This is a genomic window from Rickettsia endosymbiont of Seladonia tumulorum (assembly GCF_964030815.1).
Classification (GTDB): Bacteria; Pseudomonadota; Alphaproteobacteria; order Rickettsiales; family Rickettsiaceae; genus Rickettsia.
This window is the reverse complement of sequence record NZ_OZ034963.1, coordinates 1,396,668-1,422,636: the sequence shown is the minus strand read 5'-3', so window position 1 is coordinate 1,422,636 and position 25,969 is coordinate 1,396,668. Positions and strand designations below refer to the sequence as shown.

Sequence of the window (25,969 nt, the reverse complement as noted above, 5' to 3'; positions counted from 1 at the left end):
CCGATCTGTGGGATGCCAAGGAACAAACCATCTTCGTAATGACACCTAATAATACTCTTTACCAATCTCGATCTTCGGGCGACCGTTAGCTACTCGCCATTTATTAGTATCACGAAGCGATGGTGTGCAGCCGCAAAATTCTTGCTTATAAAAATGCTCCTCTTTAGCAATTTCATACATACGACTTGCTCCGCCGTCTTTACGCCAATTATAAGTCCAGTAAGTTATACCCTCATAATGTGATGCTGCTTTAACTCCCGATTCATTAATCTGGTTCATGTCTTTCCATCTGGAAATACCAAGCGAGCTACTAATGACTTTAAACCCATTTTCATGAGCGTATAAAGCCGTACGCTCAAAACGCATATCAAAGCACATAGAGCAGCGTTTGCCTCTTTCTGGCTCAAACTCTAAGCCTTTAGCACGTTTAAACCAGTTTTGCGGATCATAGTCAGCATCAATAAATTCGATATTATGCTTTTCGGCAAAACGTATATTTTCATTCTTACGCAATTCATATTCTTGCTTAGGATGAATATTAGGGTTATAAAAAAATAGCGTAAAATTAATACCGCTACTCATCATTTTTTCCATTAAAGGACCAACGCAAGGACCACAACAAGTATGTAATAATACTTTCTCTTCACCGCCAGGTACTTCAAAAACCTCACTCATATTAATTCACCAAATTCTTTTTATATGTCTCTTTATAAAATCTCAGGATTATAGAGGATACTAAAGCAAGTGCAATTAAATAATATGAGATTGCGTAATTGTCGCCGGTCATTTTCATTAATAACATTGCTACCATCGGAGCAGTACCGCCAAATATAGCAGCAGCAAGGTTATATGAAAGTGCAACACCGGTAAACCTTACGCTAGTTGGGAATATTTCTACTAGCACTGTCGGTATAGGTCCCATATAAACAGCAATAATTCCGGCAAATAATATTTGTGAGATGATTGCTAAAGCAAAATTCATTGATCCAAGGCAAATGAAAATAGGATAAACTAATAGAATTAGTAAAATAATACCGCATATTAGTACAGGACGACGCCCTACTCTATCTGAAATATAAGCCGATATTGGAAACACTACTATCATAACAACTAATATTACGCTACTTACAATAACGCTTTGTTGGTTAGTATATCCAAGAGTTTGCATAAAATTGCCGATAAAAACCGTCGAAGTATAAAAAGGTGCAGTTACAGTAATATAAAGTCCAAGTGCTACGATTAGCTCTTTTGGGTATTTTGTTAAGGTTTCCCGTAGAGGAAAACGTGCTAGCCTACCGCTCTCTTTAGCTTTCTTATATATAGGGCTTTCTGATAGATTCTTCCTAATATATAAACCTACCGAACTAATGAATAATCCAGCAATAAAAGGTATTCTCCATCCCCATTCAAATAACATATCAGCCGGCATAAAATACGAAAAACCAGCAGCGGTTATAAGCCCAAGTAGCATGCCCCCGCACATACTAACGAATGAGGCACTACCCGCAAGCCCTCTTTGCTCAAATGAAGCATGCTCAACTATATAAGAAATACAGCCGCTAAATTCACCGCCTAAGGAAAATCCTTGAATTAGTCTTATAATAGTTAGAATAATAGGTGCAGCAATCCCAATAGTTTTATATCCTGGGAGTAAACCTATTCCAGCAGTTGGCACTGCCATAGTTATAATGCCGACTACTAAAGCAATACGTCTACCGAATCTATCACCGATATTACCAAAAATGATACCTCCTAAAGGACGTACTATAAAACCTGCAGCAAATACTGCAAAAGTTAGAGTATCACGCATTTCAGAATCAGGGAAAAAATGCTGACCTATAATATAAGCAAATTGGGCATATAATGCATAATCATACCACTCTAAGGCATTGCCTACCATGCCTGATATTACTACTTTTTTCATTTAAAACTATTATATTAATATTAACAGGATAATAAGGTGAATATTTTATATTCTCAAGTAAAAATATATCTTAGATGAGTTTTAAAAAAGATTAAATAATAATTATGCTTTAAAGATGATTAAAAGTAGCTTTCAAATATTACTTGCATTAATAAATCTGATAATTATTATTTAGCTTTTATTTATTGGTTAATCTTAATGCAAAAATATATTATTTTATCAATAGTAGCCTCTTGCTTATTAATGAGCTGTAATTCAATTAATAATAAAAATTTGTCTCAAGGCAAAGAAGTTTTAACGTTATTCCCTTTAGAAAAATACGACCAAAACGTTTCTACTTGGTTAAATCCTAATGATCCTAATTATAATACTCCATTATTAGCTGTAGATACGCAGCAGAGACATTTTAAATTATTTTATGAGTATAAATATGGTAAATTATCTCCGTGGGATCAAAATTTTGTTAATTTAGTTCTGCATAAAACTTCTCCGGAAGATATAGTATCTATACAAGAAGAAATAGTGAGTAAATATAGCAATAGAGGTAAAAAAGCAGAAAATGATATAGGTTATGCTGAAAATTATCGTCCTTACTCACCTGCTTGGGCTGATCAAATTACTTATAATATGAATATAGCTCAATTCGCTAATTTAGATTATAACCCTAATAATAGAGCTATAGCTATTGATAATTTACATGCTAGAGCATTGCCAACAAATGATGTACATTTTTACAGCAATAAAATTGCTGGACAAGGATATCCTTTCGACAATCTTCAAGAAACTGCTATTTGGGCAGGAACACCTCTATATGTAGTTGGAACTACTATGGATAAAAATTGGTCTTTAGTAATAGCCCCTTCATCGTTTTTAACTTGGGTAGAAAGTAGGGGCATCGCTAAAGCATCAAGCAGGTTTATAGATAATTGGCAAAAAGCAGCTAAATTAAAGCTTGGTGCGATTACTCAAACAAATACAAATATTATAGATTTAAATGGCAGGTCTTTATTTACTGCTTATATAGGATCGGTATTTCCTATAGTAGATAGTAAAGATACCTCAAATAAAAAATTAATGATACCAGTAGTAGAAAATAATCGAGCTATTATTAAACATGTATCAGTACCTAATGAAAATGTTGAAGTTATGCCTTTAAGCTTTACTCAGCATAATATGGCAAACCTTATGAGTAGTTTAATAGGTAGACCTTATGGTTGGGGAAATATGTATTTTTATAATGATTGTTCTGCAGAATTAAAAAATCTTTTTACACCTTTTGGTATATGGCTACCTAGAAACTCAGGTGCTCAGGCAGAATTTATTAAGGAAAATTTTTATGCAGTTGATATGAGTGCTGCCACTCCGTTAGAAAGATTATCTTATCTAATTAAAAATGGAAAACCTTTTCTTACTATAATACATATTGAAGGACATGTATTTTTATATATAGGTAATTATCCCAACGTTCATAATAAAGAAAGTACCTTAATGGCTATGACCTATCAAAATATGTGGGGATTGCGTCCTAAAAACGAAAATAGTCGTATTGTGATTGGAGGCAGCTTGTTTTTGCCATTATTACTGGAGTATCCGGAAGTTCCTAAAGCTCAGTCGCTTGCTGATAAGAAACGTTTTGAAATATTATATTTAACTGATTAATTTATTTTATCTATGTTTTTCATGTCCTAGTTTCTTATCTAATTTGACGTTTAATTTAGTTGGTGTTGTTATTATGCTTTTTTGAATATTTTGTCTTTTTTCTTGAGATAATAAATTTTCATTATTATTGGATATTTTCGCTATAATCTGATTAATATTATTCTGCTCCAGTTTTATCGCTTTATCGTTATTTAAAATTAGTTCTCCAATTTTTTCACCAATTTTAGGGGCATATTTCACGGCAAAAATTGAAACAGGCAAAACTACAATAGAAAAAGCTGCTCCTGCTGTTGCAACGCTAATCGCTCCGACTAAAAGGGCACAAGCAGCACCGGCAATTTTCCCGGTAGTTTGTTTAAATAGATTACTTCTTCTTGTAAGTTCTGAAGATATTTCTAATACTTTACTAAATTCTTGTTGTATATAAACACTTATTTCGTTGGGAGTCTTATACTTATTTATGCCATATCTTAAAGACATACGGAATAATTTTACGTGCGATTGTGCATAATTAATTATTTCGTCGAAATTCTTTTCTTTTAAAAGAACTTTAAACACGTTTTTTATTTTTAATTTTTCTTCGCTACTTATTTTTTCAGCTCCAAAATACATTTCTACTAGATTTTCTGCTACGATATCCTGTGATTGTTCAGAAATATTTTGATTATTCTCATCTTCTGGAGTAATCAGAATTACAAATAATTTTAGAGCTAGAGAAAAACTATCATCATTAATAACACGTAGCCTTAAGTGATTTTTAAGCCTTGAAATACATACATTTATATATTTTTTAGCTTCAGGTTTTGAATTAAGTCTTACCGCATAATCTATAGCAAGCATATTTGCAAGAGTTGAGCAGGTAATTTCGGTAAGGTTATTAATAAAATTATTAATAATGTCTTTTTTAAATAAAGTAGTATCTATATTATTCATGTTGAAGATAATTCTCGTATATATAATATTAATTTGGCATAAATAAGGTTAGGAGGGTGAGCTACTGAAAGTTTGTAAATATTTTTAGGTGTTAATACTTCTTCATTTCGTACTCTTACAAATGATATAAGCGTGTTAGGCGGCATATAAGAATAGATTTCATGAAATATTTTTAGGAAAGTTATAAAATCCACAGCTGCATATTTTATATTTATACTATAATTATTTACACGAATATTTTCATTTTCGTTTGCCGGAATATTATTTTTAAAAAAGACTGAGTTTATTGATATATCTATAGGTTCTAGTAGATTATATTTATTGCTCAAACCTTTTATTTTAGGAATTAATTCTTGATAATTTAAGCAGGTTACTTTATTTGGTAAACTTAAATCGACATATTTCTTATAGGATTCTAAAATTTCTTCTTTAGAATTTTGCACGGAATAAAGCTTTAATACTTCTTCAGTTAAACTTTCTTGAGCTAATTGTTTATCAAGAATTGATTGTGCATATTCTTGCTGTAAACTTTTTATTACCCAAACAGTTAATGAAATAAAGAAAAAATATATAATAAATTGAAAGAATATAAGATTCTTTAAATACACAATATATTTTTGAAACATCTCTTTACCTTAAATAATTTAAGTTTTTTCGTCAATGATACTAACAAATAAAGGGATTTCTACTCTATTTGATATATCAATTATTTTATCCTTATATATAACGTAATCTATATACAAATGAGGTAATTTATTTTTTACGCTTGTCATATGATCATTAAGCATTTTGATTGACTCATCTACCGAGATACCTTGAGTATTATAATTAAGCAATAGTTTAATTAATAAGTGTCTTTTTGAAACCAGTAAAATATTATCTATATTTGTTAATTCCCATTTTATTTCTTTTACTTTAAAAGATGGATTAAGGGTAATAATAAGTTTTTCAAGTAGTTCAAATGGTAATGGTACTGGTGCTTCCAGTAATTTGTCTATTACGTATAAGTCAGCAAGGCTAGTAGTATTTTTAATATATGGATATTTATATTTTATATTATCATATTCTTGATTTGTGGCATAATATTTTTCATTAATAAAGTTAGTGTCTTTATAATTTATATCTGTACGATATTTCATAACACCAGCAGTAATTATTAGTATTGCAAGTAATGCAGCAGATAATTTAAATGTTAAGCTTCTTATAATAGTTAGCTTTTTTATTGATTTTAGATAACTATTAGAAGCAGGAAAATTTTTATGTTTGATAAGTAATTTACTGATATTTGTATCTATAAGTCGAGTATTCTCTAAATTTGGTTCGTTTAATATGTTATCAACTGGAACAAGGATTACACGATAATCTTCAAAGCTTATAGGCTCTAATAAAGATTTTAATTCTTCATCTACTATAAGAATAATGCAAACTTCTTTATTGAGATTATTGATATAGTTTTTAAATAATATAAAGCAGTCATTAATTTCCTGTTCTATAATACCTTGAACATAGCTAGCTGTCTTATCAAATTGATATTCAAAATTTCTAATGGTGATTATATTATTTTTATGTTTGATAATGAACTTTATACCGCTAGCTTGTGTTGCAAAAGCACAAATTTGAAAATAATTTGCAAATTTATTATTTTCTACATTTTGAACTATTTTATTGATAATAACTTGTAGTTCTAGCGTTAAAAAATACATTCCTTTAAAATTAAACAATCTATTTTCTATTACGCATGAAACTATATCGCTTAAAGGAGATGACATAATTAAAAGCGACCAAATCTCGCTTGGTTGAGAAGTAACCTCATAAACACAATGAGCTATAATATCTTCTTTTTCAAAATACCCTGCAATAAATTGTTCAATAGGATCTATCTTGACTATAGATTGCAATACTGGCAACTGATCATGACGCATCTTGCATTCAGTGTTATCAAGTAAAAAGTAAATATCGCTTTTGGAAAATTTATTAAAAAAATTCTTATATAAGCTTAAATCAATTTGCTCTTCTTCCTTATAAGGAATAAATAATTTATCTAATATTTTATCGCCAAGAAAAGCACTAAGAAAAATGCCTTTATTGCCTAATAAAACTACAATATTTTTTTTCAGTTTAAATAAGTCAAAAATATTTTTCATGAATATTTTTTATAAATTAAGTTTATTTTGATTATAATTCATTATATATAATTAATTTTTATACTTATCATAATATATATGTCTAAATTTACCACCGAAGAAATTAGAAGTAAATTCATATCTTACTTTAAAGCAAATAATCATACGCATGTAAGTAGCAGTCCGCTCATTCCTCATAACGATCCGAGCCTTATGTTTGTTAATTCTGGTATGGTACAGTTTAAAAATGTCTTTACTGGGCAAGAAAAAAGACCGTACGACAAAGCAGTAACCAGTCAAAAATCGCTACGGGCAGGCGGAAAACATAATGACCTTGAAAATGTTGGCTATACCGCAAGGCATCATACGTTTTTTGAGATGCTCGGTAATTTTTCTTTCGGTGATTATTTTAAAGAGCAGGCTATATATTATGCTTGGAATTTATTAACTAAAGAGTTTGAATTGCCTAAGGATAAGCTTTATGCAACAGTTTATCACACTGATGACGAAGCAGCTTCTTACTGGAAGAAAATAGCAGGGTTTTCGGATGACCGCATAATTAGAATTAAAACAAATAATAATTTTTGGTCAATGGGTGATCTAGGTCCATGCGGTCCGTGCTCAGAAATATTTTATGACCATGGTGAGCAAATATATGGTGGTTTACCTGGCACTAAAGATGAAGATGGTGACCGCTTTATCGAAATTTGGAATATGGTATTTATGCAATATGAACAGATTGATAAAGATACCAGAATAGATTTGCCGAAGAAGTCGATTGATACTGGAATGGGTCTTGAGCGTATGACAGCAGTGCTACAGCATGTTAATAATAATTATGATATAGATTTATTCCAAGAAATAATTAGTTTCACAGAGAATATATTAAAGGTGAAAGTAGAGGCAGAAGCAAAATTCTCATACCGTGTTATTGCTGATCACTTAAGAGCTTGTAGCTTTTTGATAGCTGATGGGGTAGTGCCGTCAAATGAGGGACGTGGTTACGTGCTACGCCGCATTATGAGAAGAGCTATGCGTCATGCTCATATACTCGGGTCAAAAGAGCCGCTAATGTATAAGTTACTGCCGAAACTTGTTGATTTAATGGGTAATACATACCCTGAGCTTAAACGAGCAGAAAGCTTTATAAGCAGTATATTGGAGCAGGAAGAAATTAGATTTAAAACTACTTTAGAGCGGGGTTTAAAATTACTTTCCGAAGAAACGGAAAACCTCAATGCAGGTGGTAGATTATCAGGTGAAGTAGCGTTTAAGTTATATGACACATATGGATTTCCTCTTGATTTAACCGAAGATATTTTAAAAAATCGTAATATTGCTGTTGATCATCAAGGATTCGAGCAGCAAATGCTTGAGCAAAAAGAGCGTGCTAGAAAATCTTGGCTTGGATCAGGTGAATCTAAAACCGATCAGCTATGGTTTGATATTAAAGCAAAATATGGCAGTACAGAGTTTTTAGGCTATAATCTTAACGAAGCTGATGGAAAAATAGTTGCTTTAATTAAAGATAATGCTTTAGTAAACGATATTAGCGAAATAGATACGCAATTTCTCTTAATAGCCAACCAAACGCCTTTTTATGGTGAGTCAGGTGGGCAGATGGGCGATATCGGAGTAATTAAAACCCAAAATTGTGAAATAGAAGTAGTCGATACTCTAAAATATCTAGGTTCTATCATAGTTCATAAATGTATATTGAAAAAAGGTAAGGTTACTACGAATGAAAATGCTAATTTTAGTATTGATGTTAAATATAGACAGAATTTAAGAATTCACCACTCGACAACGCATCTACTTCATGCGGTGTTGCATCAGGTACTTGGCAAGCATGTTACGCAAAAAGGATCACTCGTTGCTACTTCTTATTTGAGATTTGATATTAGCCACCCTAAAGCTTTAACTCCTGAAGAAATTATTTTAATTGAAGATAAGGTAAATGAGATTATTAGAGATAATCATGAAGTAGATACTACGCTTATGTCTACCGAAGATGCTGTAAAACAAGGAGCTATGGCATTATTTGGCGAGAAATACGATTCTGAAGTTAGAGTAGTTAAGATGGGCGAAACTTCGCTCGAGCTATGTGGCGGTACGCATGTTAGACATACCGGTGATATTGGTTGCTTTAAAATTACCAGCGAATCAGCTATTGCAGCAGGTATTCGTAGAATCGAAGCAGTTTGCGGTGAATTTGTAATTAAGCTAATTAGAGAAAAAGAGGGGTTACTTAAAAATATAGAAAATAGCCTAAAGACTAACAAAAATGAGCTTGTCAGTAAAGTTAACAATATTTTAGAACGTAATAAAGAGCTTGAAAAGGAGTTAGAAAAAACTTATTTAGCTAGTTTAGATTTAAGCGTCGAGCAGATTGAAAAACAAGCCGAAAAGATCAAGGAAATTAAGTTAATTTATCGTCATGTAGAAAATTTAGACAATAAAATTTTACGTCAAGCTGCTGAGAATTTAGCTAAAAAAGCAGAAGATTTAGTAGTGGTATATGTTGGAAATAATAGCTCTAAACTATCTATTACTGTTGCAATAAGTAAGGCTATAACAGATAGATTTAATGCAGGGTTCATTGCAAAAGAACTTTCGTTATTCTTAGGTGGTAGCGGTGGCGGCGGGCAGCCTTCCATTGCCCAAGCTGGTGGAAGTGATCTTGCCAAACTACCAAAAGTCAAAGACCAACTACAAAGCTTATTAGATATTTAATATAACTTTTAATTAAAAAGGCAATATTATTGTTGTACTATTAGTAGAAAATGTATATAGTGCGTTTATAGTTTTTTAACTTGAACTGGGGACAGTCAATTTTGCAAGTTTCGCCTGTGCTCACGTATTAAGTATACGTTCCGCAGTCTCACTTTTAAATTAACTATCCCGAGTCCAAGTTAATTCACTATATATTAATAGTCAGCAATTATAAGTGTCTAAAAAGCCTAAACACGACGAAATTATAAGAAGTGCGTTTGAAAACCCTTTAGTTTCTAAAGAGTTTTTTGAGATGCATTTACCTCCCCATATACAAAATTTGATTTCCTTTGAAAAGCTGAAAATGGAAAAAGACAGTTTTGTAGATAAAAGACTCAAAAAATCTATAGTAGATATTTTATTTTCTGCTAAGTTTGGAGATAGAAAAGGTTACTTATATCTGCTCTTAGAGCATCAAAGCTCGCCTAATCATAATATGGCTTTGAGGTTATTTCGGTATATGTTTAAAATTGCCGAATATCATAAAAAATCAACAAAAAGCAAAAAATTTCCTTTCATATATCCATTAATATTTTATAACGGTGTACAAAAATATAATGCTCCACGAAATCTATGGGAATTATTTGAGAATAGTGAACTTGTAAAATCTACATGGAGCGGTGATTATCAATTAATCAATGTACATGATATTCCGGACGAAAAATTGAAAGAAAAAGCATGGTCTGGGATTTTGCAATTTTTTATGAAGCATATTCATGAACGTGATTTATTAAAAAGGTGGGAAGAAGTAGCTGATCTTTTGCCTAAATTTGCTAAAATAGATATTGGTATTGAGCATATAGAACTAATTTTATGCTACACTTTGACCAGAATTAAACAAGATGATATAATAGAAGTAGAAAAACTACTTAAATCAAAATTAAATCCTAAAAAAAGAGAAAACGTTATGAAAAGTATAGCTCATCATTGGATGCAACAAGGTAGAGAAGAAGAAAAAGCTATTATGCTAAAGAAAATGCAAGAAGAAAAAGTTATGATGGCAAAGGAAATGATGAAAGAAGGGTTTTCTTTAGAGTCTGTTATAAAAATTACAAAATTGTCTAAAGAAGATTTAGAAAAATAAATATTATGAAAAGTATAGCACACCATTGGATGCAACAAGGCTAGTTAATGTTAAAATTTTTGTTAGTTTGAGTAAATAATGCATCTAGCGTGCCGTTTTTGACAATCTTTTTACATTGTTCATATAAATCAAAATCGTCATTTAATATATCGTCATAGTTTGTATATAAATAGTTAATAAACGCAATAGAATCTTTTAACGCTAACTGCACGGCTTTATTATCTTTATCGCAACTCTCTATAATTTCAGGGAGTAGAATATTTCTTGTCTTATCATAAATCATATTTCCTGCTTCTTGTACACAGGCTTGAAACTTTTGAACGAGGGAATTAGGTTGAGATATTTCTTTAGGATTTATTATTTCGTTTTTACGTGCGTGGGTTATAGTGATAGCTACTTTCTTAAAATAATCCTCTACATCCTGCATTCCGATTTTATGGCGAAGAATATCATTTATACTAATTATTTCATTCTTAAGCTTTCTATCTTGTCTTTTTTCTAACCAAACACAAATTATATCTTCTATTGTATCAGTTATAAAGTCTGCTATAGCTCCAACAAAAGGTAAATCTTTAATTACTGGATTGAAAAATTTTATTCCAAACAATATTATTCTTTCTCCTATAGTTTTTTTAATATTATTTTTAAAAAACTCAGTTTCTGCAATACCGCAAGCTTTTAAAATATTTTTTGTATTCCAAAAAAGTGCATTACAATAATTGTATAATTTAGGATTCTCTTCTTTTAATCTTTCAACTTCCCTATTAATTTCTGCTTTATTTATAATTCCGCCATCTTTTAATATATTCTCATGTGCATTTAATCGGATATTTACTTCAGTACCTAACAATTTAAAATTAGAGGTTTCTAACTCTACTTTCTCATTTTGGATTATTTCCATTATATCTTTAAACAAGTCTCTGCCCTCTTCATTTACTAGCTGCCATTCATTGAAGTTAAAATATTCAGCACTCTTAACAAAGCACTGAATAAATTTTTTGGATTCTATTTCTTTAAATATTTGTTTTATTGTTTCTTCATCAATTTCAGCGGGATAAATAGCTGCTACTTTCTCAAAATTATTATTATTAAACTTATATATTAGATGGTTTCCAAAAACGTTTCTTTTTTCTAATAATATTATGGCATTATCCTTAATATCTCTTACATAAGATAAAAGTGGTGCTTCGGTGGAAAGTTTTGCTTCTTCGTTTGTTATACTATTGACGTCCATAATATCACTCGCCGCTATCTTAAGTCCTAATCCTTTATTTAAAAATAACGGCTTATGCGTTTTATACTGCTCTGCTAACGGATCATCAGTTGCGGCAAGTAACATGGTAGCAAACTCCTCTAAGTTATCATTTTGAAATATTTCATAGCGTCTATCTTCAAAGATTATCTTGCCTGCTATTTTTTTGTGATCTTTATTAACTGCTACTGTAAAAGTAAAATGGTAGTTTTTTACACAGTTTAAAATAAACTGACTTTCTAGCTGATTTATAACCCCACTCTTTAATATAGTTTTACATATTTCCTTTAAAAATACTCGTGTTTCAGCTATATTCGGAAATTCCTTAAAACATCCATTAAACCACTCTATCACTTTAGGATTTTTTCTTTTTGCGTATTCCTGAGTGATATGGTCAGTTATTTTATGTAGGGTAGTTTTAAATACTGGATATGAATTTTTGTAAAGTTTTTGGTTTTCAGTTAAAATCGTTATTTTAAGTAATTCTGCAAAGTTTCTATAGCCTACTTTAATAAACGACATTTCGTTTGATATTTTAGCTAAACCCTGAGCAGCTATATGTTTGACATATCTATCATTTTTGGAATCACTTATTACTTCGCTTAAATCTGTAAATAATTTTTTTGTATGTTTTACTTTTTTAATCTCAATTAGAATTAAAATTGCTTCAGATTTAACATCAACATCAGGGTTATTACTTAGTTTTATTAATATTTTAGATGCTTCTTGTCCTATATTAGGATTTTCTTGCACCATCCAACCTAAACTTCTTAAAATTGTAAAATTAATATAATTGTTGAAATCGCTAATTTTATGGATTAGTAGCTTCAATAGTTCTAATCCATCTTGTGCTAAATTAGGATTTGCTTGTACTATCCAACCTAAGCTTGTTATAACTTCAGGTGTAACATTGTTTTTATGAACTACTTCTTCCAATAATATATCAAATATTTTCTGTGCCAAATTAGGTTTTATTTGTACTATGGAAGCTAAACTGCTAACAGCTTTAGACCTAACATATTTATTAGTGTAAGGATTTGTAATTAACTTTCTTAATATTGTAAATACTTTTTGTGCTAAAATTGGGGTCGTATTTACTAATCTTGCTAAACTTTCAACAACTGTAAATTGGATATAATCATTATAATTATTTAACAGTTTTTTTAGTGTATCAAATACCTTTGGCGTTATATCTGGTATTGTGTTCGTTAATTCAACTAAGCTCCAAGCGGCTGCAGATTTTACTCGAATTTCAGAATTTTCTAATAAATTTTTTAGCATATCAAATATTTTTGGTGTTATATCAGGTGTCGTATTTATTAATTCAGCTAAACTCCAAGCAGCTGCAGATTTTATTTCATTTCTATGATCGTTTATTAGTTCTTTTAATATATCAAATGTTTTGTGTACTAAATTAGGCATAGTATTTGCTAACTTAGCTAAACTCAAAGCTGCTCCGGATTTGATGTAAATATTAGAATCATTCAATAATTCTTTTAATATATTAAATGATTGTTGTTTATCTATTACACTTAATATTTTAGTTAAGGTTTTAGTAATATCATATATAATACCGTTATTAGGGCTATTAAATAAATTTCCTGACTCTAAGCTATGGGTATATTCAAATTTGTCATACTTACTAAAACTAGAATTATTGATTAAGAATTTGAAAGTTCTTATTGCTTCCTCTACTAAACTAGGTATCGCCTCTACTATTCGGGTTAAGTTTAAACCGGTTACAAAATCCTCATTGTAATTTCTAAGCAATTTTTGAAAGATTTTGATTATTTGTGGTTCTAGTTTAGGTATTGATTTTATTATTTCAATTAAACTCTCTAGAACTAAATAATTATCATTCAGTTTTTTAATATTTCCTCACTTAGATCAGGGACAATAATTATTATTTCAGCTAATATTATATTTACATATTCATTTAATGCCCATGTATTTAATGGTAGTATTTTGCTCAAGCTTTTTCGTATTACAGTCTCATCTATAGTCCCATCTAATATTTCTGCTAATTTCTGCAATACTAATTCCTGTAATTGTATATTTTCAATTACCAAAGAATTTATCAATCTTTCATAAACTTTAGTTTTGTTACCCCACTCAGTTCTATTTGATAGAGCCGCTATTATTTCTGCAGATGTTTTTAATTCTTGAAATGTAGCTTCTTTGCTTTGTAACTTCTCATTCACCACCTGAACAATCGATTCGGATAAATAACCGCTATCTATTATATGCTGTTCCCAGATTGTAATATCCTTTAATACAATATCATCTATTAAATTTTGGATTTGTTTTAAATATGGTATTCTATTGTTAAATTCGTCCTTGATTTTGCTTTGAGCTAATAAATGCATTAGTAATGCAATTTTCTTTTCAATCCCTAGCTCTAATATTCCGTTAACGTTGCAAGTTGCAGCTTCCCAAAATATTTCTATTAATTCTTTACTATCATCATTATTTGCTATTCCGGCTAAAAACTTTAAAGTCATTAGATATTTTGGTTCGTTTCTATGCTCACCTATAAAACTTGCTATTTTGCTTTTAGTATGATTATCTAATAACTGATTTTTTAGATAACGGGCGGCTAAAAATTCTTGAAAGGTTAAGTGAATAAATTGATAATTTTGTCCCTCTCTTCTTAATAATCCTTGTTCTATAACTTCGTCTATGTCTAATGTGTCTTTGTTGTTTTCTACTCGTTTATTTTCTACTAACTTCCCTGTTGTGCTAAGTGATTCATAAGCTATTTGTTCTAAAAAACTCATTATGTTTTTTAAATGATTATTAGCTTCTGTTTTACTCTTATATTTATGCTGGGTTTTTGCTAGATACCTATTATTAAGCCAGTCTATTATCCCGCCGTATAAACGACTTATATTAAAATCTTTATTACCATCTACCCGAAACTTATCCCTTACTTCTGGATCATTCCACATTAAACATATTAATGCCGTATTGATCGGTACTTCGCATATTTCTTTTATTTGATTGTTAACGGCTAAAAAACTTTTCAATTGCGTCCTAAGCTCTTGATCATGTTTAAAGCTTTTACTTACATATTTCTCTATCCCTTCGCTATCCCATCCCGTATTTTCTACCTTGCGTTCAAACTTATTGTTAATATTTTCTGTGATTGCATTAGGTCTAGAGCTCATTATTACGTTTTTATACTGAAATACTGCCTCCATAATATCTCGGTAATCACGATTATCTTGGGATAAAAATGCTACTTCATCGTAACCGTCAAGCAATAATAATACTCTATCTTTGTTGCTTATATTGATTATTTCGTGCGGTTCTATATTTTCTAAATTCAAGCAATAATGAATGAAACAGGCTAGTTTGTTTTGACGTAGCTCCTTAGCTTCGTATTCTCTACTCCAATTTTCATTTAACAATTCCTTTAACTTAATTCTAAAGACATAATCAAATTTATCATTCCATAAATTATCTTTGCCCCATTTATAAGATAGGTAGTGCATTAACGTAGTTTTGCCTATCCCTGCCCCACCTAGTAACAGCACTTTACCGACATCTGCTTGTATTCTGTTTATTGATTCGGCTATATTTTTTATTTCCGATTCACTTTTATTAGATATATTTCTATAAAGTAGATTCAGCTTATTTTCTTCCTCAATTAGTGGCTTAATTATATCATTAATTATTTCTTCTCTAACTCGATAATTCTTTTCAAGTAGCTCTCTTATCCTATTTTCTACATCTATAGCTTTAAAAATATCTTCTATTTCTACCGGTTTCTTTTCGCCGGTAACTTTATCATGTAATGCTGCTTTAGCTGAGTCATTATCTTCGCTAAGTAATATCTGTAATTTTATATAATACTCATCTAAAGATAGGGCTTTAATCTGCTCATCCTCTATTAGCTTCGGTAAAGTATCTTGGGAACTATATAGAGCTTTTAACACGTTAAAGACTTTGGTTTTTTCTTGCATATTTATTAAATCATTAAAAAAATCTTTAGAATTATATCAGATAAAAATGCAAGTTTAAATTGTAAAATCTTAAACTTATTCAAGTTTTATAAATTATTGAGATGTAATAGTTTAGTAATTCTAGTTTCTTAACCTACTTATGTTCGGTTTACAAAAACTATTGCATATTTTGGCTCTATAGTTTATTTTGATTAGCAAACTAATATGCTGAATTATTTATAAATAACGGATTATTACAAATGGCAACTACCATATTAAAAAATGAAGGGCTAGATTTTCATATTAAAATTTCAACTCCTTTAAGTGAAATAGATAATGATATTCAAAAAGAGCTGGTCGACTTAACAAAAAAGGTCAAAATAGCAGGTTTTAGAGCTGGTAAAGTACCTATTGCAATTGTTGAGAAAAAATATGGTGCTTCTGTCAGAAATGATATAATAGAAAAAAGAATTAATGATTCAGTAAATCATGTTATTAAGGAGCATAATTTAAATATTATCGGCAGACCAAAGATTGATGATTTACAAAACGAACCTAATAAGCCTTTAGAATTTACAATAAAAATGGAATTATTGCCTAAAATTGATATTCCAGATTTAAAGAAAATATCTATAAATCGTCCGAAATTAGAAGTAAGTCCTGATGATGTTGAAGAACAACTCAAAAAGCTTGCGGAAATGATGAAAAGTTATACCAAAGAAAGTAAAGCAAAAGCTAAAGATGGTGATCAAATTACCATGGATGCAGTTGGTTATGTTAAAGATGAAGCTTTTGAGGGTGGCAAACTTACAGATTTTAAAGTAGTTATTGGTAGCAATGCACTTATTCCTGGTTTTGAAAAGCAATTAATAGGTTCTAAAGCTGGTAGTGAAGTAGAAGTTAATGTAACTTTCCCTGAAAATTATCATGCTAAAGATTTAGCTGGTAAGGATGCTCGTTTTGTAGTCCAGGTTAAAGCTGTTCATACTGCAGAACCTACAGTCATTGATGATGAGTTTGCTAAAAAATTCCAAAGCAATAGCCTTGAAGAGCTACGCACTCACTTTACCAAAAAAATAGAAAATGAGTCGGAAGAAGCTATTTCTACTATTATGAAAATGAATTTATTTGATCAACTAGAAAAATTGTTAGATTTTGACGTGCCTGAATCTTTATTAGATCAAGAAAAAAATATCTTAAAGTCTGAAACTGACAAAAGCGAGCAAGATGATTCTGTATTCAAAGATAAATCACCAGAACAAGTAAAAGAATACTATGATAAATTAGCATTACGTCGTGTTAGAATTGGGTTAATGCTTGCAGAATATGCAAAAGATAAAAATTTACAAGTAGAGCCTGATGATCTTCGCAGAATTATTATGCAGCAAGCACGTAGCTTTCCTGGTCAAGAAAATATGTTGTTTGATTTTTATAAAAATAACCCTAGAGCTGTTGAGCAGCTTAAAGGACCTGCGTTAGAAGAAAAAGCGGTACAACATATTTTTGATAATGCAGTAAATCTCAAAGAGAAAAAATATAACAGAAAAGAATTAGAAAAATGGTTAGAAGGAATAATAATAGATTATGATAAAAGAATTCTTGATATTGACAGAGAAATATGTGAAGAATGGGGAGAATTAATAAGTATAGACGGTACTAATCCAATCGATACTTTAATAGCAGCACAAGCAAAACAACATAATATGATATTAGTTACTAGAAATACCAAGCATTATAATATGTTTAACATTAAAATATTCGATCCTTTTAATTGATCAAAATTTTCTTTCCCGATAACAATGCCTTATGAAAAAACTATCGTTTCAGCAAATTATACTAACCTTGCAGAATTATTGGCAGGATTATGGATGTGCGATTTTGCAACCTTACGATGCCCATGTTGGAGCTGGTACGTTTCACCCTGCAACAGTGCTTCGTTGTCTTGGTCCAAAGCCTTGGTCTGTCGCTTACGTACAGCCGTCAAGAAGACCTGGGGACAGCAGGTATGGCATGCATCCTAACAGAATGCAGCATTATTACCAGTTTCAAGTTATCTTAAAGCCCTCACCCGACAATATTCAGGAATTATACCTTAAAAGCTTAGAATGTTTAGGCATAGATTTAAAAGCTCATGATATTAGATTTGTCGAAGATGATTGGAAATCACCGACGCTAGGAGCGGCAGGGCTTGGATGGGAAGTATGGTGTGACGGTATGGAAGTGTCGCAGTTCACTTATATGCAGCAAATTGGCGGTATTGAATGTAAACCCGTTGCCGGTGAAATTACTTACGGTTTAGAGCGTCTTGCTTTATATATTCAAGGCATCGATGAGGTAAAAGAACTTGATTGGAATGGTCAAACAGGCGAAAAAGCTTTAAAGTATGGTGAAGTTGATTTTGAAGCTGAGTGGCAATTTTCAAAGTTTAATCTAGAGTTTGCCGATAGCGAAATGTTATTGCGTCATTTTAAAGATAGTGAAGAACAATGCGAGCGGCTAGTAGAAGCAAACTTGCCGTTACCTGCTTATGATTATTGTCTTAATGCAAGCCATTATTTTAACTTATTGAATTCACGTGGAATAATTAGCGTAACCGAGCGTGCTTCATATGTTTTAAGAGTGCGTCATTTAGCTAAAATTTGTTGTATGAAATGGTTGGAGATGAGCGGTGAGTGAATTATTATTAGAGCTATTTAGCGAAGAAATACCGGCTTTTATGCAAAAAGATGCAGAAGAGGGATATTTAAGCATTTTCACCAAAATTTTTGAAGAGAACGAAATATTTGCAAGGTTACAAGTATTTTCAGGACCTCGCAGGATAACGCTGTATGCTACACATTTGCCGAAAGTAATGTTACCAAAAGAAATAGAGATTAAAGGACCGAGTACAGAAGCACCGGAAGCTGCAATTAATGGCTTTTGTAAAGCTCATAATGTTAGCAAATTAGAGCTTTCAACTAAGTTAATTAATAATCAATTATATTATTTCTACATTAAAAAAGTAGCAGAAAGACAAATAAAAGAAATTTTACCTGAAATTATTGTAGAAGCTATTAATAAATATAGCTGGGCAAAATCTATGTTTTGGGGGAATTACAATATAAAATGGATTAGACCGCTACGAAATATTTTATGCATATTTGATGGCGAAATATTACCTCTGCAATTTGGGTATTTAGCCGCTAATAACATCACTTTTGGGCATCGCCTTACTGATAATAAAAAACTCGAAGTAACTGATTTTGAGGATTATAAAACTAAACTCACAGAAAATTATGTAATTTTAGAAAGATTAAAACGAGAAGAAATAATTAAAAACGGTTTATTAGAGCAAGCAAATACTCATAATTTAAACATAAAAGAAGATTTAAGATTAATTGAAGAAGTAGCAGGGCTTAGCGAATTTCCGGTAGTATTATGCGGAGCAATACCGCAAAAGTTTTTAGAGTTGCCCAAAGAAGTGCTAATTTCTTCAATGCGTACTCACCAGAAATATTTCTGTTTATTTGACAGATCAGAAAATTTTGCCCCATATTTCCTTTTCGTTAGTAACGGTAATTTTGCCAATAGCAAGCTAGTCGTACAAGGTAACGAGAAAGTATTATCGGCAAGGCTGTCCGATGCCTTATATTTCTACAAGCAAGATATAGCTAAAACTTTAGAAGCAAATTCAGAAAAGCTTGCAGCTGTAACATTTCACACAAAGCTTGGTAGTTTAAAGGAAAAAGTAGAGCGTATTACTAATATTTGTAAATATATCGATCCGAATAATAAATATTTAATTACCGCAGCTAAACTTTGTAAAAGTGATCTTGTTTCTGAAATGGTTGGAGAATTCCCCGAGCTGCAAGGTATTATGGGTTATTATTATGCAAAACATGAAAACCTAAATGAAGAAATAGCTGTAGCAATCAGAGATCATTATAAGCCGCAAGGTTTGAGTGATAGCGTACCGGTTGGTAATGTTGCTTTGCTTGCGATTGCGGATAAATTAGATAGTTTAGTAGGTTTAATGATAGCTGGTGAAGCCCCGACAGGTTCCGGTGATCCATATGCGTTAAGACGTCAGGTATTAGGCATAATAAGAATAATAATTGAGAATAAATTAGAGCTGAATTTAAATAGTTTAATTGATTTTTCTTTGAAATTATATTCATCTGATAAAGATAAGGATTTAATAATATCGTTTTTTGAGGAAAGAGCGAAATTTTATTTTAAAAATGAATATGATATTTCGCTAATTAATGCTGTTCTTGATTTAAATTTAGCAAATATAAAATTTAAGCTTGATGCGTTGAAAGAGTTTTTAGAAAAAGAAGACGGGAAGCAATTATTAAATGCTTATAAACGAGCAAGTAACATACTTGGAAGCCAAAATATTGATGGAGCTGTTGAGCCTAATCTATTTAGTACTCAACCTGAAAAGGAGTTATTTAAAGTAACTCAAAAGCTTTCACTACAAATTGTCGATAAGGATTATGATAAGGCATTAAATCTATTGCAGACTCTATTAACTCCGATTACTAGCTTTTTTGATAATGTACTTGTTAATGATAGTGACCAAAAAATTGCCAAAAATCGGTTGTTAATATTACAAGATGTTTGCAAATTATTTCATAAGATCGCTAAATTTAACCGCTTATGATAAAACAAGCAGTTCAATTTATAACCTCCGGTAAAGTCGTAGTTTTTCCGACCGAAACAGTATATGGAATAGGAGCGGATGCTACTAATCAAGAAGCATGTTTAAAAATCTTTCAATTTAAAAATCGTCCTGCTATCAACCCGCTTATTGTGCATGTCTCATCTATAGAGCAAGCAAAAGAAATAGGAGAGTTTAATTATATAGCCGGAAAAATAGCAGAAAAATTTTGGTCTGGTCCGTTATCTATAGTTGTTCCGTTAAAAGAAAATGCAAATATTGCAACGGCAGTTACGGCAGGACTTAAAACTATAGCAATTCGTATACCATCCCACCCATTAGCATTGGAACTTATTAAACAATCCGGAAAGTCAATAGCTGCTCCAAGTGCCAACCCTTCAAATTATATAAGCCCGACTAGGCTAGATCATGTTACAAAGCATTTTAATGATAATGAAGAAATTTTTATTCTAACAGACAAACATTATCAATCTAAATATGGATTAGAATCAACTATCGTCGATACTACAACTGATATACTTACTATTCTTAGAGAGGGGTTTATCACTGCTGAAGTGTTAGAAGCAGCACTTGATATTAAAATTGGTAAAGCATCAAAAAATATTAATATTAAAGCTCCAGGAATGCTTGAGAAACATTATTCCCCAATAGTGCCGATTAGATTAAATGCTACAAACTTAAATGATAAAGAAATTGGGTTAAATTTCGATGATAGCAATCTTAAAGGGGAATATTCATTAAACTTAAGCAGTAAAGGCGACCTTACAGAAGCAGCAGCCAATCTTTATGCATATTTGAGATTATTAGACGATTATGCTGCTGCTCATAATATAGAATATATAGCGGTTGCTCCCATACCTTCAATAAATATAGGTGTTGCTATCAACGATAGATTAAAACGTGCTGCAAATAACTAATTATTTCTTATCAGCATCTTTATTATCTTTTGCAGTATTATTATCTTTATTATCTTCGGTAGCCATGCTGGAGGAAGATAATCTTTGTTTATATTCTTGTTCTTTTGCTAAAAAATTTTGTGCTTCTTTAGAAAGCTTGTAATATAGTTCACGTTTCTTTTTATTAATGTTAACTATTTCTACCCTATATTTTTGTATTTCTTCACGTATTTCTGGTTTAATAGTGCCAGCATAGGCATAAAATTCATCTAGAATTTTTTGTGTTGTAATATCTGTTTTGGTATCTTTTTTTGAAGCATTAGATATAGTATCATCTGCAAAGCCTTTTGAGGTTAACAATAATATTGCAGAAATAGTAATAATTATGTTTCTTATCATATAAGCCTTATTAAAATTTTATCACATAAGTAGATCATGTTTAAATCTGATAGTCAATCAAAAGATATTTTTAAAATTTCATTTAATATTCAGTATAAGGATATAAATATATTTGAAGAATTTTTTACAGAAAAAGTAAGTGCCATTTCTGTTTATGAAGTAAAGTCAAAAACTTTAGAATCACAACCTAAAGATATTTGGTGCTTTGAAATTTATTGTGATAATCAAACAAATTTAGTTTCTTTAAAAAAAGAAGTACAGGAATTAGCAAAACTAAACAATATAGAAATCACTAGTGACATAATTAGTGAAGAGATAGAAGATAAAGATTGGGTAGCACTTTATCAAAACCAGTTAGCACCAATTCAAACAAATCGTTTCTTTATTTGCACAACATTACATCAAGATAAATGTCCCAAAGATAAAACACTTATATTAATTGAAGCTTCTAGAGCTTTTGGTACTGGTAATCATGAGACTACATTAGGATGTATAGAGGCTTTAGAATATCTTAAAGATATTAAAGCAAATAAAATTTTAGATATAGGTACTGGCAGTGGGATTCTTTCATTTATAGCTGAAAAATTATGGAATGAGGCAGAGATTTTAGCCTGTGATATTGATGATGCATCGGTAGAAATTGCAAAAGAAAATGCTAGCTTTAACAATTCTAATATAAAATTCTATCAAAATACCTCTGAAAATATTTTATAGGGTAACTATTATAATAGTAAGTTTGACTTAGTCATAAGTAATATTTTACCTTTAATTGAGTTATCTACCCAGATTAGCAATCTTATGAATAAAAATGGTTATTTAGTATTGTCAGGTTTTCTTGATAATCAATTGGAAGATGTTAGAGATGCTTATGAAAAAATAGGATTTGAGGTTAAAGAAATAATTTATAAAAATTCTTGGGTAATATTGATTGCAGCCTATTATAAATAATCATCATATTTGACTTTTCTAACATATTTTAGTATAATACTTATCTTTGAAACAAATAGAAAAATTTAATTTATGAGTACTACGAAAAGCGATAATTATATCTCGGAACTAAGAAAAGTAATTTGGCCTATTGAGAGGTATGAGAACAAAAAGTTTTTGCCAATGGCATTTATGATGTTTTGTATTTTACTAAATTACTCAACACTTCGTTCAATTAAAGACGGTTTTGTAGTAACTGATATAGGAGCTGAAGCAATAAGCTTCTTAAAAACTTATATAGTACTTCCTTCTGCGGTAATTGCTATGATAGTTTACGTTAAGCTATGTGATATTTTAAAGCAAGAAAACGTATTTTATGTAATTACTTCTTTTTTCCTAGCATATTTTGCATTATTTGCATTTGTTCTTTATCCTAACCCTGATTTAGTTCACCCTAATCCTGAAACTATAGAATCCTTAAGTTTAGCATATCCTAATTTTAAATGGTTTATAAGAATAGTTGGGAAATGGAGTTTTGCATCTTTCTATACTATGGCTGAGCTTTGGGGAACATTAATGCTAAGCTTACTATTTTGGCAATTTGCTAACCAAATTACTAAAACCGATGAAGCTAAGCGTTTTTATTCAATGTTTGGATTACTTGCTAATTTAGCATTACCTGTAACATCGCTAATTATTGGGTATTTTTTACATGAAAAAACTCAAATAGTAGCAGAGCATTTAAAGTTTACTCCATTATTTGTTATTATGATAATAAGTAGTTTGGCTGTAATACTTACATATAGATGGATGAATAAAAATGTTTTAACTGATCCTAAACTTTATGATCCAGCACTTGTAAAAGGGAAAAAGGCTAAAGCTAAGATGTCGTTAATAGAAAGCTTTAAAATGATATTTACTTCTAAATATGTAGGTTATATCGCATTATTACTTATTGCTTATGGTATTTCTGTAAATCTAGTTGAAGGTGTTTGGAAATCAAAGTTAAAAGAATTACACCCGACAAAAGAAGCTTATACTATGTATATGGGGCAGTTTCAAGCTTATCAAGGTTGGGTTGCTATAGCTTTTATGATTATAGGAAGTAATATTTTGAGGAAAGTATCTTGGTTAACTGCTGCGATGATTACGCCTTTAATGATGCTAATTACCGGTATTGCGTTTTTTGCGTTTATCTTTTTTGATAGTGTAATTGCTATGTATCTAACAGGTATTTTAGCATCAGGTCCTTTAGCACTTGCGGTTATGATCGGTACAATTCAAAATGTTTTAAGTAAAGGTGTAAAATATTCTCTATTTGATGCTACTAAAAATATGGCTTATATTCCACTTGATAAAGATTTACGAGTAAAAGGTCAAGCTGCTGTTGAAGTTATCGGTGGAAGATTTGGTAAATCAGGTGGTGCTATTATTCAATCTACATTTTTTATTATATTCCCGGCATTGGGGTTTGTTGAAGCAACCCCATATTTTGCTTCTATATTTTTTGTGATAGTAATATTATGGATATATGCCGTTAAGGGATTAAATAAAGAATATCAAGTTTTAGTAAATAATACTGAAAAATAGTATCAATATAAGAAAATAGGTTTTTAAGAGCTTATTTTCTTTGTAATTATAGGATTTATGATATGAGAAATACAAAATCTGAAATTAAAATTCCAAGAACACCATATGTCAAAAAATATAACAGTTGGCGAATAAGGATTTTGTATTCTATCATTATAGGTTATGCAACTTTTTATTTTTGTCGTCAAAATTTTAATATAGCAACGCCAGCTATTAGAGAATATTTTGATGTTACAAAAACTCAAATCGGTTGGATATTAACTGCTTCTTCCATAATGTATGGAGTTAGTAAATTTTGTAATGGATTTATCAGTGATAAGACTAATGCTCGGATATTTATGGTTCTGGGGCTTTTGTTCGTTGGTATTATCACTATTCTAATAGGCTTTTCAGATTCTTTATTCCTTATTGGTATTTTGTGGATAGCAAGTAATTGGTTTCAGTCAATGGGCTGGCCTCCTGCTACAAAAATGTTAACTCACTGGTTTGCTTCTAAAGAGCTAGGAACTAAATGGGCAATGGGAGCAACTTCTAACCAAATAGGTGGTGCTCTTGCTATGGTAAGCTGTGGTTACCTGATTGATAAGTTCGGTTGGAGAACTGCTTTTTTTGTACCTGGCGTGGTTGCTTGTGTAGTATCAATTTTTTTATATAATAGACTTCGCAATTCTCCCAAAGAAGTAGGTTTGTCTACAGTTGAAGAATATAAAAATTACCCTCCTGAATTAATAAGCGATTATGATAAACTGCCAACTGCCGAATTACTTAAAATAGTATTTTGCAATAAATTAATATGGTATGTTTGTTTAGCAAACATGTTTGTATATATAATACGTTTAGGGGTAATTTATTGGGCTCCTACATTTTTAAAAGATTTACGAGGTATAAGTCTCTTAAATGCTGGTTTACAAATAGGTTTATATGAAATGATAAGTATTCCAGGGGCGTTAATAGCAGGCTTTTTATCTGATAAATTATTTCAAGGAAGACGTGGTCCTGTAAGTACAATATGTATGCTAGCACTTAGTTTATTGCTAATCTTATTTTGGAAGCTTCCTATCCAAAGCGAGTTGCTAAGTATAGTAATTCTTTCTCTTGTTGGTTTTTTTGTCTCAGGTCCACAACTACTTGTAGGTATTGCCGCGGCTGATTTTAGTACTCGTCAAGCTGTTGGCACAGCTAATGGATTATCAGGGTTGTTTGGTTATTTAGGAGCAGCAATTGCAGGAGTCGGTGTTGGATGGATAAGTGATAATTATGGATGGGATGGGGTGTTTATATTTTTTAGTATTTCTGCTCTTTTAGGAAGTAGCTTATTCGCTTTAACATGGAATTTTTCAGCAAAGAAATAAATTTAATAATTATATAAATAGGTTAAAAATGACAATACAATATACTTTTTCAATGATTAAGCCTGATGCTATAAAAAGGAATAAAATAGGGCAAGTTAATACCTACTTAGAAAATGCGGGCTTAAAAATAGTAGCTCAGAAAATGACAACTTTAACTAAATATGAAGCAGAATGTTTTTATGATGAACATAGAGCAAGGCCATTTTTTGATAGTTTAGTTGAATATATTACTTCAGGTCCCGTAGTGCTTCAAGTTCTTAAAGGTATGGACGCTATAACTTTAAACCGTAAAGTTATGGGAGCAACTAATCCAGCAGAAGCTGAAGCTGGAACTATTAGAAAGGATATAGGTGAATCAATTGAAGCTAATAGTATTCACGGTTCTGATAGTGAAAATAGTGCAAAAAGAGAAATTAAGTTTTTCTTTAAAAAATCTGAAATTATAGAATAA

The 25,969-nt window shown here is 30.8% G+C and carries 18 protein-coding genes and 1 pseudogene; 11 read left to right on the top strand and 8 right to left on the bottom strand.

Features of this window, described 5'->3' with window-relative positions; translation table 11 throughout:
• Positions 1 to 45: 45 nt before the first annotated feature.
• Together AAHF54_RS07100 and AAHF54_RS07095 are read right to left on the bottom strand one after the other, a co-directional pair.
• Positions 46 to 675 (bottom strand): epoxyqueuosine reductase QueH, encoded by a 630-nt coding sequence (locus AAHF54_RS07100; RefSeq protein ID WP_341788549.1) that lies wholly within the window; start codon positions 673 to 675, stop codon positions 46 to 48.
• Position 676: 1 nt separating this feature from the next.
• On the bottom strand, positions 677 to 1,924 hold the full coding sequence (locus AAHF54_RS07095) for a metabolite/H+ symporter (RefSeq protein ID WP_342169994.1): 1,248 nt from the start codon (positions 1,922 to 1,924) through the stop codon (positions 677 to 679).
• A gap of 198 nt (positions 1,925 to 2,122) precedes the next feature.
• Here AAHF54_RS07095 and AAHF54_RS07090 point away from each other — a divergent pair, with 198 nt between their 5' ends.
• Positions 2,123 to 3,583 carry an SH3 domain-containing protein gene (locus tag AAHF54_RS07090; RefSeq protein ID WP_342169993.1) on the top strand — a complete coding sequence of 487 codons (1,461 nt, stop codon included), beginning with the start codon at positions 2,123 to 2,125 and terminating at the stop codon, positions 3,581 to 3,583.
• A gap of 6 nt (positions 3,584 to 3,589) precedes the next feature.
• On the opposite strand, the gene AAHF54_RS07085 is transcribed toward AAHF54_RS07090, so the two are convergent.
• Genes AAHF54_RS07085 through AAHF54_RS07075 form a run of 3 tightly spaced genes read right to left on the bottom strand, consistent with a single transcriptional unit; the run spans position 3,590 to position 6,660 of the window.
• Positions 3,590 to 4,516 carry an RP853 family protein gene (locus AAHF54_RS07085; protein WP_410525912.1) on the bottom strand — a complete coding sequence of 309 codons (927 nt, stop codon included), beginning with the start codon at positions 4,514 to 4,516 and terminating at the stop codon, positions 3,590 to 3,592.
• Positions 4,513 to 5,142 (bottom strand): hypothetical protein, encoded by a 630-nt coding sequence (locus AAHF54_RS07080; protein WP_341788546.1) that lies wholly within the window; start codon positions 5,140 to 5,142, stop codon positions 4,513 to 4,515. Before AAHF54_RS07080 ends, AAHF54_RS07085 begins: the two co-directional genes overlap by 4 nt.
• Positions 5,143 to 5,160: 18 nt before the next feature.
• Positions 5,161 to 6,660: a hypothetical protein gene (locus AAHF54_RS07075; protein ID WP_341788545.1), complete on the bottom strand. Its 1,500-nt coding sequence runs from the start codon at positions 6,658 to 6,660 to the stop codon at positions 5,161 to 5,163.
• 78 nt (positions 6,661 to 6,738) lie between these two features.
• On the opposite strand from AAHF54_RS07075, the gene alaS reads away from it, so the two are divergent.
• Positions 6,739 to 9,372 carry an alanine--tRNA ligase gene (gene alaS, locus AAHF54_RS07070; RefSeq protein ID WP_342169992.1) on the top strand — a complete coding sequence of 878 codons (2,634 nt, stop codon included), beginning with the start codon at positions 6,739 to 6,741 and terminating at the stop codon, positions 9,370 to 9,372.
• 214 nt (positions 9,373 to 9,586) lie between these two features.
• On the top strand, positions 9,587 to 10,495 hold the full coding sequence (locus tag AAHF54_RS07065; protein WP_341788543.1) for an Rpn family recombination-promoting nuclease/putative transposase: 909 nt from the start codon (positions 9,587 to 9,589) through the stop codon (positions 10,493 to 10,495).
• A gap of 40 nt (positions 10,496 to 10,535) precedes the next feature.
• On the opposite strand, the gene AAHF54_RS07060 is transcribed toward AAHF54_RS07065, so the two are convergent.
• Together AAHF54_RS07060 and AAHF54_RS07055 are read right to left on the bottom strand one after the other, a co-directional pair.
• Entirely contained in the window at positions 10,536 to 13,517 is a 2,982-nt protein-coding gene (locus AAHF54_RS07060; RefSeq protein ID WP_341788541.1) for a HEAT repeat domain-containing protein, read from the bottom strand.
• Between the two features lie 89 nt (positions 13,518 to 13,606).
• Positions 13,607 to 15,712 (bottom strand): NACHT domain-containing protein, encoded by a 2,106-nt coding sequence (locus AAHF54_RS07055; protein WP_342169991.1) that lies wholly within the window; start codon positions 15,710 to 15,712, stop codon positions 13,607 to 13,609.
• A gap of 239 nt (positions 15,713 to 15,951) precedes the next feature.
• Between AAHF54_RS07055 and tig the strand changes: the two genes are divergently transcribed.
• Genes tig through AAHF54_RS07035 form a run of 4 tightly spaced genes read left to right on the top strand, consistent with a single transcriptional unit; the run spans position 15,952 to position 21,271 of the window.
• Positions 15,952 to 17,466 (top strand): trigger factor, encoded by a 1,515-nt coding sequence (gene tig, locus AAHF54_RS07050; RefSeq protein WP_342169990.1) that lies wholly within the window; start codon positions 15,952 to 15,954, stop codon positions 17,464 to 17,466.
• Positions 17,467 to 17,497: 31 nt separating this feature from the next.
• Positions 17,498 to 18,367 carry a glycine--tRNA ligase subunit alpha gene (locus AAHF54_RS07045; RefSeq protein ID WP_342169989.1) on the top strand — a complete coding sequence of 290 codons (870 nt, stop codon included), beginning with the start codon at positions 17,498 to 17,500 and terminating at the stop codon, positions 18,365 to 18,367.
• The gene (gene glyS, locus AAHF54_RS07040) at positions 18,360 to 20,336 is read left to right on the top strand and encodes a glycine--tRNA ligase subunit beta (RefSeq protein WP_342169988.1); all 1,977 of its coding nucleotides are present in this window, start codon (positions 18,360 to 18,362) and stop codon (positions 20,334 to 20,336) included. Before AAHF54_RS07045 ends, glyS begins: the two co-directional genes overlap by 8 nt.
• A complete protein-coding gene (locus AAHF54_RS07035; RefSeq protein WP_341788534.1) occupies positions 20,333 to 21,271 on the top strand; it encodes an L-threonylcarbamoyladenylate synthase in 939 nt (312 codons plus the stop codon). The genes glyS and AAHF54_RS07035 overlap by 4 nt, the downstream gene beginning before the upstream one ends.
• Here AAHF54_RS07035 and AAHF54_RS07030 read toward each other — a convergent pair whose 3' ends face one another.
• Positions 21,272 to 21,649, bottom strand: coding sequence for a hypothetical protein (locus tag AAHF54_RS07030; RefSeq protein WP_342169987.1), 378 nt, complete (start codon positions 21,647 to 21,649; stop codon positions 21,272 to 21,274). It abuts the gene before it with no gap.
• Between the two features lie 36 nt (positions 21,650 to 21,685).
• Between AAHF54_RS07030 and AAHF54_RS07025 the strand changes: the two are divergent.
• From AAHF54_RS07025 to ndk, 4 genes and pseudogenes are all read left to right on the top strand, one after another.
• Positions 21,686 to 22,597, top strand: a pseudogene (locus AAHF54_RS07025) (50S ribosomal protein L11 methyltransferase).
• 72 nt (positions 22,598 to 22,669) lie between these two features.
• Complete coding sequence (gene tlc1, locus AAHF54_RS07020; RefSeq protein WP_341788531.1) at positions 22,670 to 24,166, top strand: ATP/ADP exchange transporter Tlc1; 1,497 nt, start codon at positions 22,670 to 22,672, stop codon at positions 24,164 to 24,166.
• A gap of 62 nt (positions 24,167 to 24,228) precedes the next feature.
• The gene (locus tag AAHF54_RS07015) at positions 24,229 to 25,518 is read left to right on the top strand and encodes an MFS transporter (RefSeq protein WP_341788530.1); all 1,290 of its coding nucleotides are present in this window, start codon (positions 24,229 to 24,231) and stop codon (positions 25,516 to 25,518) included.
• A gap of 28 nt (positions 25,519 to 25,546) precedes the next feature.
• Positions 25,547 to 25,969, top strand: coding sequence for a nucleoside-diphosphate kinase (gene ndk / locus AAHF54_RS07010; protein WP_341788529.1), 423 nt, complete (start codon positions 25,547 to 25,549; stop codon positions 25,967 to 25,969).